Raw genomic sequence first — 13,126 nt, 5'->3', positions numbered from 1 at the left:
GCGCATCGTCGACATGGTGTGGGAGGACCTGACCCCGCAGCGGATCCAGACGCGGGAGGCCTACGAGAACGCCATCGCGGTCGCGATGGCGATGGGCTGCTCGACCAACGCCATCATCCACCTGATCGCCATGGCGCGCCGGGCCGGCCACGCCATCGGCCTCGACGATTTCGAGCGCTACAGCCGCATCGTGCCGGTGATCGGCAACGTCCGCCCCAGCGGCAACACCTACCTGATGGAGGACTTTTTTTACGCCGGCGGCATCCGGGCGCTGATGAACGAGATCCGCGAGCACCTGCATCTCGACTGCCTGACGGTGAGCGGGCGGACGCTCGGCGAGGTGATCGATGGCGCCAAGGTCCACAATGCCGACGTGATCCGGCCGCTGTCGAACCCGGTCTACGGCCAGGGCTCGCTCGCGGTGCTCAAGGGCAACCTCGCGCCGAGCGGCTGCGTCATCAAGCCGGCGGCGATGGACCAGCGCTTCCTCAAGCACTCCGGCCCGGCGCTCGTCTTCGACGATTACCCGTCTCTCAAGGCGGCGATCGACGACGAGAACCTCGACGTCACCGCCGACCATGTGCTCGTCCTGCGCAATGCCGGGCCGCAGGGCGGCCCGGGCATGCCGGAATGGGGCATGCTGCCGATGCCGAAGAAGCTCCTCAGGCAAGGCCACCGCGACATGCTGCGCCTGTCGGATGCGCGGATGAGCGGCACCAGCTACGGCGCCTGCGTGCTCCACGTCGCGCCGGAATCCTTCATCGGCGGGCCGCTGGCGCTCCTGCGCACCGGCGACATCGTCAGCGTCGACGTCGAGGCGCGCTCGATCCGCATGGAGGTGTCGGACGAGGAGCTGGCGCAGCGCCGCGCCGCCTGGACCCCGCCCGCGCCCCGCTACGAGCGCGGCTACGGCGTGATGTTCTCGCGCCACATCCAGCAGGCGGACGAGGGCTGCGACTTCGACTTCCTGCGCACCGAGTACGGCGCCCCGGTGCCCGAGCCGGCGATCTACTGATAGGGCTCCGGGTAACGACCCGGAGCCCCCGATGACCCGCCCGAAGGGAACCGCCGCCGCGACCGGCCGCTCGCTGCGGCTCTATCGCGGCGAGGCCGCGCCGCACGCCGCGATGGACGCGCTCTACCGCCGCTTCGTGCGGCCGGGCGACCTCGTCTTCGATATCGGCGCCCATGTCGGGGATCGCGTCGCGGCGTTCCGGCGCCTCGGCGCTCGCGTCGTGGCGCTGGAGCCGCAGCCCGGGCCGGCTCGCGCCCTGCGCCTGCTCCACGGCCGCGACGCGAGCGTGACCCTGGTGGCGGCGGCGGTCGGCGACGCGGCGGGCGAGGTCGCGTTCCACCTCAACTCCGCGAACCCGACGGTGTCCTCGGCCTCGGCGGCGTTCGTCGCCGGGGCGTCGGGCGCGCCGGGCTGGGAGGGGCAGGTCTGGGACCGGACGATCACGGTGCCGGCCACCACCCTCGACCGGCTGGTGGCGGAGCACGGGCGCCCGGCCTTCGTGAAGATCGACGTCGAGGGGTACGAGGACCGGGTCCTGGCGGGAGTGTCGGCGCCGCTGCCGGCCCTGTCGTTCGAGTTCACCACCATCGCGCGCGACGTGGCCCTGCGCTGCCTCGACCGGCTCGCGGCGCTGGGCGCCTACGGCTTCGACGTCGCGCTCGGCGAGAGCCAGGCCCTGCATTTCGGCCGGCCGATCGGCCGCGAGGCGATGGCGGCGCATCTGATGGGGCTGCCGCAGGCGGCGAATTCCGGGGATGTCTACGCGATGCTGGCGCGCTGAGCGCCGGCACGCCCCTTCCGTTCGGACACCCTTCATCTCTCCGGGCGACGCTGGCGGCAAGCGGCGTGGAGGGACGGCATGGTCGGCCGGATCGGACACTGTCTTGGGGTGGGCTTGCTTGCGGCGGTCCTGAGCCTGCCGGCGATCGGCGGGGAGGCCCGGGCTGGCGCGCCCGACGCCCGGGACCGGGTGCAGCGCGCCCTCGACGCGATGACGCGGCACGACCTGTGCGCGCGGGACGACGCGGGCCTGAAGCGGCTCCATCGCCGGCTGTCGCGGATCCCCGACGGGTCAGGGAGCGCGCGGCGGTGACGGGCCGGTCGCCTGGACGGGACCGGCACCGTCCCGGTGGCGGCTCACGCCGAGCGGACGATCTTCGTGATGGCGAGCGGCGGGCGGCCGGACTTTTCCGCGATGTCCCGGTCCTGCTCCTCGATCACCTGGCGGACGGCGCCGTCGACGTCGTGCTCGAGCGTGGCCGTCCGCGGCACGCGCCGGTTGGAGCGGCGCGAGCCGTCCTCGTAGTAGACGTCGAACAGGACGTAGCCGGTGTCCTGGACCTTGGGCTTCTGCTTCGAACGCAACATGGTCGTTGTCTCTTCTTGGCGGCGGGGCGCACGACGTCGGGGCGCGGCCGTCGGCCGCGCCGCGTGCGGCCCGCGCCGCGAGGGGGGAGGATCGATCGGACGATGGCGGTCCTTCGGGCGCCAGGTCGGGGGGGTCCGCCGCGGACGGGCGGGCGCGCGACGCGAGCGAGGATATGGGCTCGAACGCCGCCGAACGCCAGCGCGAAGCGCCAGCGTCGATGCCGCAGTGCGAAAGGAACCCCGGGGACGGGCCCCCGGGAAAGGAACCTCGGCGGTGTCCGGCGATCAGCCGGTATACATCACCGCCGCCACCGGGGCGGCCTTGGTCCGGCCCGAATGGCTCATCGACCAGATCGACCACGCGGCCAGAGCCGAGCAGGAGAGCAGCACCAGCCCGCGGACATAGCGGCCGCGGTGGATGTCGCGCACCGCGTAGACCGGCATCAACGCCGCCTTGGCGAGGTTGCGCAGGGCGAGAACCATCAGGATCGCCAGGAAGGCCGTCACAGTCCCGAGCATGCCCCATCCCCCTTCAGATTGAGCCACCGCGGCCGAGCTTAGCCCGGCAACACGGCGAAACGAAGTCATGCACCGGTCGACGAGATGACGCGGGTCCCCGCCCTCATTTGAGCTTGCGGGCTCGCGCGGGGCGTGGACATCCCCGTCTCCCGGCGGGCCGGAGAGGGGATGGGCCCGCGCCGCACCCGGCCATGCGCGACCGATCGCAAGCCCGTTCGGGAGATGTCCGCCCTCGTCGCGCGCCCGGCCGGCACGACCCCTTCAGACGGCAAGACTGCGCCCCGGATGGTTAACGGAACGTAACGCCTCAATAGCCCCGCGCCGCATCGACCGCGTCCGGCGGCACCCGCCCCGCGCGCACGGCCTCGGCCGCGGCGAGCAGGGTGCGGGCGACCGCCTGCGGGCTCGCCTCGCAGGCCTCGTGCGGGGTGACGCGGATCGCCGGATGGTCCCAGAACGGATGGGCGGCGGGCAGCGGCTCGGCGGCGAACACGTCGAGGGCGGCGCCGGCGAGGTGGCCGGATTCGAGCGCCGCGAGGAGGTCGGCCTCGACGAGGTGCTCGCCGCGGCCGACCTGGATCAGGTAGCCGCCCGGGCGCAGGCACGACAGGAGCGCCGCATCGATCAGGCCGCGCGTCTCCGCCGTGAGCGGCAGCAGGTTCACCAGCACCTCGCTCCCGGCAAGCATCGCCGAAAGACCGTCGGGCCCGTGACGGTGGGCGATGCCGGGACCGCTGCCCTGCGGGGTGCGGCTCCAGGCCCGGACCGGGAAGCCGAGGGCGGCGAGGTCGCCGGCGACCCGCCGGCCGATCTGGCCGTAGCCGAGGATCCCGACCGGCACCGCGCTGGCGTCGCGCGGGTAGAGGCGGCGCCAGACCCGGTCGCGCTGGTTCGCGGCGTAGGCCGCGAAGCGGCGCTGGTGGCCGATCACGTGCCAGAGCACGAAGCCCGACATCGCCCGCGCCTGATCGGGATCGACCACCCGCACCACCGGCAGGTCCCGCGGGCGCCCGGGGCAGGCGAGCAGGTTGTCGACGCCGGCCGCGATCGAGCACAGGGCGGCGAGGTTGGGGTATTGGGGCAGCGCGTCGGCGGGCGGGCGCCAGCCCAGCGCCAGGCGCACCCGTTCGGGGTTCGGCGCGGGATGATCCAGGATCTCGACATGATCGGAAATCCCGGCAAGCGCCGTGCCGAACAGCCCGCGCAGGTCGGTGGTGGTGCTCAGGAGCACGCAGGGCAGGCGGTCCACGCTCACGCCGCCTGCCGCACCCGGCCCGGCACCGCGTCGAGGAGCGCGCGGGTATAGGGATGCTCCGGATTGGCGAACAGCGCGCCCGCGGTCTTGAGCTCGACGATCTCGCCCTGGCGCATCACCGCGATCCGGTCGCAGATCTGGGCCGCCACCCGCAGGTCGTGGGTGATGAACAGCATCGACAGGCCGAGGCGCGTCTTCAGGTCTTCCAGCAGCGCCAGCACCTGGGCCTGGACCGAGACGTCGAGGGCCGAGACCGCCTCGTCGGCGACCAGGACCTCGGGTTCGAGCGCCAGCGCCCGGGCGATGCCGATGCGCTGGCGCTGGCCGCCGGAGAACTCGTGGGGGAAGCGCTCCAGCGCCTTCTCGTCGAGGCCGACGAGGCCGAGGAGGCGGCGCGCCCGCTCCATCGCCTCGCCGGGCGGCACCCCGTGCGCCACCGGCCCGTCGGCGATGATCTTACCCACGCTGCGGCGCGGGTTGAGCGAGGCGAAGGGGTCCTGGAAGATCATCTGGATGCGGCTGCGGGCCTGGCGCAGGGGCTCGCCCCGCAAGCCCGTCAGGTCGGTGTCGCCGAGGCGAATGCGCCCGGAATCGGGTTCGATCAGCCGCATCACCAGGCGGGCGACCGAGGACTTGCCCGAGCCCGATTCGCCGACGAGGCCGAGCGTCTCGCCGCGATGGAGCGCGAAGGCGACGTCGCGGGCCGCCGCGGTCCGGCGCTTTGCCCGCCACAGGCCGCCGCCGGTGACGTAGGTCTTCTGCAGGCCCGTCACCTCGACCGCCTTCGGCCCCGAGAGGGGAGGGCGGGCCGGCGGGTCCATGGTCGGCACCGCGGCGAGCAGGGCGCGGGTGTAGGCCGCCTGCGGCCGGCCGAGCACGGCCGATGCCGGTCCCTCCTCCACCACCCGGCCGTGGCGGAGCACCAGCACCCGGTCGGCGATCTCCGCCACCACGCCGAAATCGTGGGTGATGAACAGGACCGCCATGTCGCGGCGGGTCTGGAGGTCGCGGATCAGCTTGAGGATCTGGGCCTGCGTCGTGACGTCGAGCGCCGTCGTCGGCTCGTCGGCGACGAGCACTGCGGGTTCCAGCGCCAGCGCCATCGCGATCATCGCCCGCTGGCGCTGGCCGCCGGAGAGCTGGTGGGGATAGGAGCGCACGATCTGCTCCGGGTTCGGCAAGCCCACCTCGCCAGCGAGCGCCACCGCGCGGGCGCGGCGCTCCTTGGGGGCGAGCATCCCGTGCGCCTCGAACATCTCGGCCATCTGGTCGCCGATCCGCATCAGCGGATTGAGCGCCGTCATCGGCTCCTGGAAGATCATCGCGATCCGCCGGCCGCGCGTGTCGCGCCAGCCCGCCTCGTCCTGCGCGAGCAGGTCGGTGTCGCCGAGGCGGATCGTGCCGCCGACCGGCCGCACCGCCTTCGGGAGAAGCCCCATCAGCGCGTGGGCGCACATCGACTTGCCCGAGCCCGATTCGCCGACGAGGCACAGGATCTCGCCGGCCACGAGATCGAAGGACACGCCGTCGACGGCGTTCGCCCGGTCGCCGCCCTGCGGCAGGGCGAGGCTCAAGGAGCGGACCGAGGCGGCGATCCGGCGGGTGTCGGCATCCATCTCAGCGCAATCCATCTCAGCGCAGTCCATCTCAGCGCTCTTGGGACAGGCGCGGGTTGAGGGCGTCGTTCAGCCCCTCGCCGATCAGGTTGAGGGCGAGCACGGTGAGGAGGATCAGGAGGCCCGGGAAGGCGGTGATCCACCAGGCCTGCCGGATGACGGTGCGGCCGGCCCCGACCATGTAGCCCCAGGACATCCGGTTGGGATCGCCGAGGCCGAGGAACGACAGCGAGGATTCGAGCAGGATCGCGGTGGCGACCATCAGCGAGGCCAGGACCACGATCGGCGACAGGGTGTTGGGCAGGACCTCCCGGCGCAGGATGGTGAAGGTGGTCTGCCCGGTCACGATCGCCGCCTGGACGTATTCGCGCGAGCGCAGGCTCAGCACCTCGCCCCGCACCAGCCGGGTCACCGGCGGCCAGCTCACCAGCGCGATGGCGAGGATCATCGAGGAGAGCGAGGGCTGCAGGATCGCGACGAGCACGATGGCGAGCGCGAAGCTCGGCACGGTCTGGAACAGCTCGGTGAAGCGCATCAGCGCATCGTCGACCCGGCCGCCGAGATAGCCGGCGAGCGCGCCGAGCGGCACGCCGATCAGCAGGGCGGCGAGCGTCGAGACGAGGCCGACGATCAGCGAGACCCCGGCCCCGTGCATCAGCCCGGCGGCGATGTCGCGCCCGAGCGCGTCGGTGCCGAGCGGCACCCGCTCCAGGGTGAAGGGCGGCACGAAGGGCCGCTGCACCATGCGCCAGGGCGAGGTCGGGTAGAGGATCGGCGCCAGCAGCGCCGCCGCGACGACGAGCGCCAGGATCACGAGCCCGATCACCGCGCCCGGATGGCGCAGGAAGGCGGCGAGCGGGCCGCGGCGGCGCGAGCGCGCGGGGGCGGCGAGCGGAACGGCGGTCTCCATCACGCCACCTCGATGCGGGGATCGACCGCGCGGTAGACCACGTCGGTGACGAGGTTGAAGACCAGCACCATCGCGGAGGAGACCACGAAGACGCCGAGCAGGAGGTTGTAGTCGCGCTGGAGCAGCGCCTCGTACATCAGCCGCCCGATCCCCGGCCAGGCGAAGACCGTCTCGGTCAGCACCGCGCCGCCGACGAGGGTGCCTGCCTGGAGGCCGGCCAGCGTCACCACCGGCAGGAGGGCGTTGCGCAGGACGTGCCGGCGCTGGATCACCCCCTCGGCGAGGCCCTTGGCCCGCGCCGTCTTGACGAAGTCGAGGCGCGAGACCTCGAGCATCGAGGAGCGGGTCATCCGCACGTAGACCGCCATGAAGAACAGCCCGAGGGTCATGGCCGGCAGGACCAGATGGTGGGCGACGTCGAGGATCCGGGCAAGGCCGGTGTAGCCGGCGCCGACCGTCTCGAAGCCGAAGCTCGGCAGCCAGTCGAGCCGGACCGAGAACAGGATGATCGCCATCAGCGACACCCAGAACAGCGGCGTGGCGTAGAACAGGAGCGCCATCCCGGTGATCGCGGTGTCGGCGAGGGTGCCGGCCCGCCGCGCGGCGAGCGCGCCGAGCCACACGCCGAGCGAGAGCGAGATCAGGAAGGCGGTGCCGGTGAGGAGCAGGGTCGCCGGCAGCCGCTCGCCGATCAGCGTCGCCACCGGCATCTGCTGGCGCACCGAGTAGCCGAGATCGAGCCCGGCGATGCTGCGCAGGTAGGCGGCGAGCTGGGTCGGCAGCGGCTGGTCGAGGGCGAATTTCTCGCGCAGCTGGGCGATGAAGACCTCGTCGCCCGCCCCCGCCTCGCCGGCCATCACCAGGGCCGGATCGCCGGGGGCGAGGCGGATCAGGAAGAAGTTCAGGACCACGATGGCGAGGAGCACCACGATGCCCTTCCCCACCCGCCGCGCGACGAAGCCCAGCATGCCCTCAGCCCTCAGCGTTCGATCCAGGCGTCGCGGAACCCGTCATTGACCCCGATGCCGGTGGTGACGAGGTCGTGGACCTTGCAGCGGGTGATGGTCGGGAATTGCAGCTCGAGGAGCCAGGCCACCGGCGCGTCCTCGACCAGGGTCTTCTGCACCGCCTCGTAGATCGGCCGGCGCCGGTCGTCGCCGACCGCGACCGCGCCCTTCGCGAACGCCTCGTCGACGCTCGGATTGGAATAGCCCTCGACGTTGTTGAACGGCGAGCCCTTGGCGATCTGCGACGTGACGTAGTTGCGCCCGACCCCCAGGGCGGGGTCACCATATTGGTAGAGATACGTGAAGGCGATGTCGTAGTCCCAGTCGGACGTCTTCTGATTCCAGCCGGCGACGTCGGTCGCGACCAGCTCGACCTTGATGCCGACATCCTCGAGGTTCTGCTTCACGGCCTCGGCCCAGCGCTGCCAGGTCTCGCCGTAGGGCAGCGGCAGGAGGCGGACGGACTCGCCCTTGTAGCCCGCTTCCTTCAGCAGCGCCTTGGCCTTGGCCGGATCGTAGGAATACTTCGCGGCCTTGGGGTCGTAGTAGCGCACCGTGGAGGCGAACGGGCCGGTCGCCGGCTTGCCGAGCCCGTTCCAGACCACGTCGCGGGCGAAGTCGCGGTCCAGCGCGTAGGACACCGCCTGGCGGAAGGCCTTGTTGGCCATCGGGCCCTTGCGGTTGTTGAGCCAGAGCCAGGAATGCGGGCTGAAGAACTCCCAGCCCTTGGTGGTCGAGCAGGCGCCCTTGAGCGAGGACAGCCGCTGCACGTCGAAATTCTCGACCGAGCCGCCGGGCAGGATGTCGACCTTGCCGGTCTCGAACGCCACCGACCGGGCGGCGGCGTCGGGGATCACGTGCCAGTAGATCTCGTCGAGATAGGGTTTTCCGGCGACGTGGTAGTTCGGGTTCTTCACCAGCCGGATGTAGGAGCCCTTCTTCCACTCCTTGAACATGTAGGGGCCGGTGCCGATCGGCGTGTTGTTGGCCGGGTTGGTCTTGTAGTCGGTGCCGGCATAGATGTGCTTCGGCACCATCGGCAGCGAGCCGACCTCGAAGATGCCGAGGAACGGCCCGAACGGCTCGGCCAGGGTGAACACCACCGTGTAGGGGTCCGGCGCCGTCACGCTCGCGACGCGGGCGAGGTTGCCGCGGGCGCGGGCATGGGTCTGGCGCAGCAGCTCGACCGAGAACAGCACGTCGTCGGCGGTGAACGGCTTGCCGTCGTGCCAGGTCGCGTTCTTCACGAGCTTGAAGGTGTAGGTCTTGCCGTCGTCGCTCATGCTCCAGCTCTCGGCGAGGCCGGGCAGGGGCTTGAGCGCGGAATCGTAGCGCAGCAGCCCCTCGTAGATGTTGCCGGCCACCATCTGGGTCGGGCCGTTCTGCACCATCGCCAGCATCAGGCCGGGCGGTTCGGGCTGGATCACCGCGTTGGCGGTGCCGCCGGGCTTCGGAGTTTGCGCGAAGGCCGCGCCGGCGAGCGCCAGGGAGAGCACGGTGCCGGCCATGAGCGTCTTGAGCATTGGTTGGTCCCCTGGTCCCTGTCGCGGCGTCTGATGGGCTCGCACATTCCCCTCTCCCGTGTGGGAGAGGGGTCAGGGGTGAGGGTGGCGCGCGTCAGGATAAATCTGGACTGTCACGCTGCCAGCACGACGCTTCGAGCTTTAGATGGAAGCGTCACACACCTCACCCCTACCCCTCTCCCACACCTTGCAGCGATACCGGGCAAGCCCGGCATCGCCTGGAGAGGGGATCCCGCCGACCAATGCGGCAGCGGGCGTGCCTGGCTCGGCTCTACTCCGTGTAATCCGGGTCGCTGCGCGCCAGCATGCGCTTGAAGGCGTCCCACTCGGTGTCGGGCAGGCGGCCCGTCTCCATCTTGTCGTAGAACGAGGCGTATTGGCCGGCGGTCTTCGTCGCCACCGCCACTGACGGGCGGATCAGCGGGGCGCCGGCGGCCTGCAGCGCGAGCTGGGCCCGGCACGAGCGCTCCAGGTTGTGCATCAGCTTGAACGCCTCCGCCACCGAGCGGCCGCAGGTCAGCATGCCGTGGTTGCGCAAGACCATCACCGGCTTGTCGCCGAGATCGGCCACAAGGCGCTGGCGCTCGTCGAGGTCGAGGGCGATGCCTTCGTAGTCGTGGTAGGCGAGGCGGCCGTGGAACTGCATCGACCACTGGTTGAGCGGCAGCAGCCCCTCCTCCTGGCACGACACGGCGACGCCCGCGACCGTGTGGGTGTGGAGCACGCACAGCGCGTCCTCCCGGGCGGCGTGGACCGCGCTGTGGATGGTGAAGCCCGCCGGGTTGATCCCTAAGCCGCACGGATCGTCGACGACGTTGCCCTCGAGATCGACGGTGACGAGGTTGCCGGCCTTCACCTCCTCGAAGCGCAATCCGTAAGGATTGATCAGGAAACGGTGCTCCGGCCCCGGCAGACGGGCCGAGATGTGGGTGTAGATGCTGTCGTCGAGGCCGAGGCGATGGATCAGACGGTAGGCCGCCGCCAGATCGACGCGGATGCGATGCGCCTCGTCGGGTTGGGGATGAGCGGATGACGACATCGGACCTCCTCGCGGGACGAGCCTGCGGCGGGACGCGCCGCGAAGACTTTGCCGGGACGGGCGGCGCGGCACGAACACTCGCGCGCCGACGGCCGGATGCAGGGCCGGGCGGATCACGACCTGACCCGGCATGAGCCTAGACTGACCCGGCCCCGCGCGACGATCAAGCTGAAAGTGTCGACAATCGACGCCTACGCATTGCACACTCCGGCGCATGGTGGTGCGATCGGAGGTGCGATGCGCGCGATGTCTCCCCCCGTCGGGTTGCCGGTGCTGGCCGAGAGCGACCTCGTGCGCCAGGTCGCGCGCCGGCTCACCGACGCGATCGTGCAGGGGCAGCTCGCCCCCGGCGCCAAGGTGGCGGAGGCGGCCGTCGCCCGCGAGCTCGGCATCAGCCGGGCGCCGGTGCGGGAGGCGGCGCGCCTGCTCGAGAGCCAGGGCCTGCTCAAGGCCTCGCCGCGGCGCGGCTTCTTCGTGCGCGAGTTGTCGGCCCAGGACGTCGACGAGCTCTACGACCTGCGCTTGTGCGTCGAGCGCCACGCCGCGGTCGAGGCGGCGCGCCGGCTGACGCCGGCCCTGCGGGCGGCGCTTCGCCGCCAGCTCGACCTGATGCGGGAGCTGGCGCGACGCGACGACCCGGCGACGATCGTCGAGGCCGATTACCAGTTCCACCGCCTGATCTGCGAGGCCGCCGGCAATGCCCGGATGCTGCGCCTGTTCGACGGGCTGGCCTCGGAATTGCGGATCGTCATCGGGCTGATCGGCCGGCTCTACGACGACCCGCGGGAGATCGCCCGCACCCACGAGCCGGTGCTCGCCGCCATCGAGGCCGGCCACCCGGAGCGGATCGTCGCCCATGTCGACCACCATCTCGGCGTCGCCCGCCGGGAGGTCGTCCGGCTGGTGCGCAGCCTCACCCCCACCCCCCGAGAGACGCGAAGGCAGATCCCATGAAGGCCGTCCATTCCGAGGACCATCGCCGCCACGATCCGAAATTCTTCCTGGTGCGCGGCCAGGTGAAGCCCGCCGCCGACCAGCCCGAGCGGGCCGACCGGCTGCTCGCCGGCCTCGCGGCCGGTCGCCACACGGTGGTGGCGCCGCAGGCCCACGGCCAGGGGGCGCGCGCCCAGGTGCACAGCCCCGACTACCTCGCCTTCCTGGCCGAGGCCTGGGAGGCCTGGGAGGCCCTGCCCGACCACGGCCCCGAGATGATCGCCAACATCCACCCGGTGCGCGCGGCCGCGACCTACCCGACCCACATCGTCGGGCGGCTCGGCTGGCACACCGTCGACACCGCCTGCCCGATCGGCCCGGGCACCTACGCGGCGGCCGCTGCTGCGACGGATGTCGCGGCGAGCGCGGCGCAGCTCGTGCTCGACGGCGAGGACGCGGCCTACGCGCTCTGCCGCCCGCCCGGCCACCACGCCTATCGCGACCGGGCCGGGGGCCACTGCTACTTCAACAACAGCGCGGTCGCCGCCGCGCACCTGCGCCGCAAGCACGCCCGGGTGGCGGTGCTCGACGTCGACGTGCATCACGGCAACGGCACGCAGGGGATCTTCTACCGCGATCCCACCGTGCTCACCGTCTCGCTCCACGCCGATCCGCGCGGCTTCTACCCCTTCGTCTGGGGCTACGCCCACGAGCGCGGCGAGGGGGAGGGGATCGGCGCCAACCTCAACCTGCCGCTGGCGCTCGGCACCGGCGACGACGCCTATCTCGCGGTGCTGACCGGCACGGCCACCCGCACGATCGAGGCCTTCGCCCCGACCGCGCTGGTGGTGGCGCTCGGCCTCGACGCCTCGGAGCACGATCCGCTGGCCGGGCTCGCCATCACCACGGAGGGCTTCCGCCGCATCGGCGCGGCGCTCGCCGCCCTCAAGCTCCCGACGGTGCTGGTGCAGGAGGGCGGCTACCTGTCGGACCTGCTGGGCGAGAACCTCACGGCGGTTCTCGCCGGCTTCGAATCCGCCCGGTAGGAGCGTCCGATGGCCTTCGCCTGCACGATTCCCGCAATCCCGACCGTCCAGGTCGACGACGACACGGTCCGCATCACCCGCTGGGATTTCCCGCCCGGCGCCGTCACCGGCTGGCACGAGCACGGCTGGCCCTACTTCGTGGTGATGGTCACCCCCGGCACCCTGCGGGTCCATGACGGCACCACCGTCACCGAGGTGCCGCTCGCCCACGGCCAGTCCTACCGCCGCCCGGCCGGCATCCGCCACGACGTCCAGAACGGCTCCGACCACCCGATCGCCTTCGTGGAGATCGAGGTGAAGCGGCCCGAGGGACTGGCGGGCTGAGCCGCAAAAGGAAACGGCCGGGGCGTGAGCCCCGGCCGTCCGTCTCATGGTTGAGGCTGCGCGCCGATCAGCGCAGGAGCTGCAGGATGCCCTGCTGGGCCTGGTTGGCGAGCGAGAGCGCCGAGATGCCAAGCGAGTTGCGGGTCGACAGAGCCTGCGAGTTCGCCGCCTCCTCGTTCAGGTCGGCATTGGTCAGGTTCGCCGCGCCCGTGTCGAGCACGTTGATCATCTGCTTGGTGAAGTCCTGGCGGTTCTGCACCACCGCCAGGTTCGCGCCCAGCGACGACGCCTGGTTCTTCAACGAGCTCGACGCGCTGTTGATCGTCGAAATCACGCTGTTGATCGAGTTCGAGTCCTGGAAGTCGACCTGGCCGATCGCCGACAGGCCGATTGACGACGAGGTCACCGACGAACCGGCGATCTTGAGCGACGACGTGCCCTTCTCGTTGAAGCCGATGTTCAGGGTATCGCCGGCGAGCAGGTTCGTGCCGTTGAACCCGGAATCGGCGGCCATCTGGTCGATCTGGGTCAGCAGGCTGTTGTAGGTCGCGACGAGGCCGTTGCGGGTGTT

Annotated in this window: 15 protein-coding genes; 6 read left to right on the top strand and 9 right to left on the bottom strand. The window is 71.4% G+C overall.

What is annotated here, in order from left to right:
- The 3 genes from A5481_RS29655 to A5481_RS29645 form a co-directional block, all read left to right on the top strand.
- The coding region (locus A5481_RS29655; RefSeq protein WP_245298672.1) for a dihydroxy-acid dehydratase domain-containing protein at positions 1 to 1,015 on the top strand (1,015 nt) is incomplete at its 5' end.
- 31 nt (positions 1,016 to 1,046) lie between these two features.
- Positions 1,047 to 1,796 (top strand): FkbM family methyltransferase, encoded by a 750-nt coding sequence (locus A5481_RS29650; protein WP_048434748.1) that lies wholly within the window; start codon positions 1,047 to 1,049, stop codon positions 1,794 to 1,796.
- A 108-nt stretch (positions 1,797 to 1,904) separates the two neighbouring features.
- A complete protein-coding gene (locus A5481_RS29645) occupies positions 1,905 to 2,108 on the top strand; it encodes a hypothetical protein (RefSeq protein ID WP_156311900.1) in 204 nt (67 codons plus the stop codon).
- A 44-nt stretch (positions 2,109 to 2,152) separates the two neighbouring features.
- On the opposite strand, the gene A5481_RS29640 is transcribed toward A5481_RS29645, so the two are convergent.
- The 8 genes from A5481_RS29640 to A5481_RS29605 all read right to left on the bottom strand — a co-directional run bounded on the left by A5481_RS29640 (position 2,153) and on the right by A5481_RS29605 (position 10,252).
- A complete protein-coding gene (locus tag A5481_RS29640) occupies positions 2,153 to 2,383 on the bottom strand; it encodes a hypothetical protein (protein WP_048434746.1) in 231 nt (76 codons plus the stop codon).
- Positions 2,384 to 2,668: 285 nt separating this feature from the next.
- A complete protein-coding gene (locus A5481_RS29635; protein WP_048434745.1) occupies positions 2,669 to 2,902 on the bottom strand; it encodes a hypothetical protein in 234 nt (77 codons plus the stop codon).
- Between the two features lie 307 nt (positions 2,903 to 3,209).
- Complete coding sequence (locus tag A5481_RS29630; protein ID WP_245238904.1) at positions 3,210 to 4,157, bottom strand: 2-hydroxyacid dehydrogenase; 948 nt, start codon at positions 4,155 to 4,157, stop codon at positions 3,210 to 3,212.
- On the bottom strand, positions 4,154 to 5,773 hold the full coding sequence (locus A5481_RS29625; RefSeq protein WP_048434743.1) for an ABC transporter ATP-binding protein: 1,620 nt from the start codon (positions 5,771 to 5,773) through the stop codon (positions 4,154 to 4,156). Before A5481_RS29625 ends, A5481_RS29630 begins: the two co-directional genes overlap by 4 nt.
- A 31-nt stretch (positions 5,774 to 5,804) precedes the next feature.
- Positions 5,805 to 6,683, bottom strand: coding sequence for an ABC transporter permease (locus tag A5481_RS29620; protein WP_048434742.1), 879 nt, complete (start codon positions 6,681 to 6,683; stop codon positions 5,805 to 5,807).
- Positions 6,683 to 7,651, bottom strand: a complete 969-nt coding sequence (locus tag A5481_RS29615; RefSeq protein ID WP_048434741.1) for an ABC transporter permease — start codon at positions 7,649 to 7,651, stop codon at positions 6,683 to 6,685. The genes A5481_RS29620 and A5481_RS29615 overlap by 1 nt, the downstream gene beginning before the upstream one ends.
- An 11-nt stretch (positions 7,652 to 7,662) precedes the next feature.
- A complete protein-coding gene (locus tag A5481_RS29610; RefSeq protein WP_048434740.1) occupies positions 7,663 to 9,213 on the bottom strand; it encodes an ABC transporter substrate-binding protein in 1,551 nt (516 codons plus the stop codon).
- Between the two features lie 271 nt (positions 9,214 to 9,484).
- A complete protein-coding gene (locus A5481_RS29605) occupies positions 9,485 to 10,252 on the bottom strand; it encodes a class II aldolase/adducin family protein (protein WP_048434739.1) in 768 nt (255 codons plus the stop codon).
- 246 nt (positions 10,253 to 10,498) lie between these two features.
- Here A5481_RS29605 and A5481_RS29600 point away from each other — a divergent pair, with 246 nt between their 5' ends.
- From A5481_RS29600 to A5481_RS29590, 3 genes are read left to right on the top strand one after another with little or no spacing between them, the layout of a single operon-like run.
- Complete coding sequence (locus A5481_RS29600; RefSeq protein WP_245238902.1) at positions 10,499 to 11,206, top strand: GntR family transcriptional regulator; 708 nt, start codon at positions 10,499 to 10,501, stop codon at positions 11,204 to 11,206.
- Positions 11,203 to 12,231 carry a histone deacetylase family protein gene (locus tag A5481_RS29595; protein ID WP_048434737.1) on the top strand — a complete coding sequence of 343 codons (1,029 nt, stop codon included), beginning with the start codon at positions 11,203 to 11,205 and terminating at the stop codon, positions 12,229 to 12,231. Before A5481_RS29600 ends, A5481_RS29595 begins: the two co-directional genes overlap by 4 nt.
- Before the next feature lie 9 nt (positions 12,232 to 12,240).
- Positions 12,241 to 12,555, top strand: coding sequence for a cupin domain-containing protein (locus A5481_RS29590; RefSeq protein WP_048434736.1), 315 nt, complete (start codon positions 12,241 to 12,243; stop codon positions 12,553 to 12,555).
- Positions 12,556 to 12,622: 67 nt separating this feature from the next.
- Here the strand turns inward: A5481_RS29590 and A5481_RS29585 are convergent.
- The coding region (locus A5481_RS29585; protein WP_048434735.1) for a flagellin at positions 12,623 to 13,126 on the bottom strand (504 nt) is incomplete at its 5' end.

The organism is Methylobacterium platani, assembly GCF_001653715.1.
Taxonomy (GTDB): Bacteria; Pseudomonadota; Alphaproteobacteria; order Rhizobiales; family Beijerinckiaceae; genus Methylobacterium; species Methylobacterium platani.
This window is presented reverse-complemented; position numbering and strand designations above follow the sequence as displayed.

Coding starts and splice junctions, on each gene's coding strand:
- A5481_RS29610 (WP_048434740.1), bottom strand. CDS start 9,213: ATGCTCAAGACGCTCATGGCCGGCACCGTGCTCTCCCTGGCGCTCGCC.
- A5481_RS29590 (WP_048434736.1), top strand. CDS start 12,241: ATGGCCTTCGCCTGCACGATTCCCGCAATCCCGACCGTCCAGGTCGAC.
- A5481_RS29620 (WP_048434742.1), bottom strand. CDS start 6,683: ATGGAGACCGCCGTTCCGCTCGCCGCCCCCGCGCGCTCGCGCCGCCGC.
- A5481_RS29650 (WP_048434748.1), top strand. CDS start 1,047: ATGACCCGCCCGAAGGGAACCGCCGCCGCGACCGGCCGCTCGCTGCGG.
- A5481_RS29600 (WP_245238902.1), top strand. CDS start 10,499: ATGTCTCCCCCCGTCGGGTTGCCGGTGCTGGCCGAGAGCGACCTCGTG.
- A5481_RS29605 (WP_048434739.1), bottom strand. CDS start 10,252: ATGTCGTCATCCGCTCATCCCCAACCCGACGAGGCGCATCGCATCCGC.
- A5481_RS29625 (WP_048434743.1), bottom strand. CDS start 5,773: ATGGATGCCGACACCCGCCGGATCGCCGCCTCGGTCCGCTCCTTGAGC.
- A5481_RS29640 (WP_048434746.1), bottom strand. CDS start 2,383: ATGTTGCGTTCGAAGCAGAAGCCCAAGGTCCAGGACACCGGCTACGTC.
- A5481_RS29635 (WP_048434745.1), bottom strand. CDS start 2,902: ATGCTCGGGACTGTGACGGCCTTCCTGGCGATCCTGATGGTTCTCGCC.
- A5481_RS29595 (WP_048434737.1), top strand. CDS start 11,203: ATGAAGGCCGTCCATTCCGAGGACCATCGCCGCCACGATCCGAAATTC.
- A5481_RS29615 (WP_048434741.1), bottom strand. CDS start 7,651: ATGCTGGGCTTCGTCGCGCGGCGGGTGGGGAAGGGCATCGTGGTGCTC.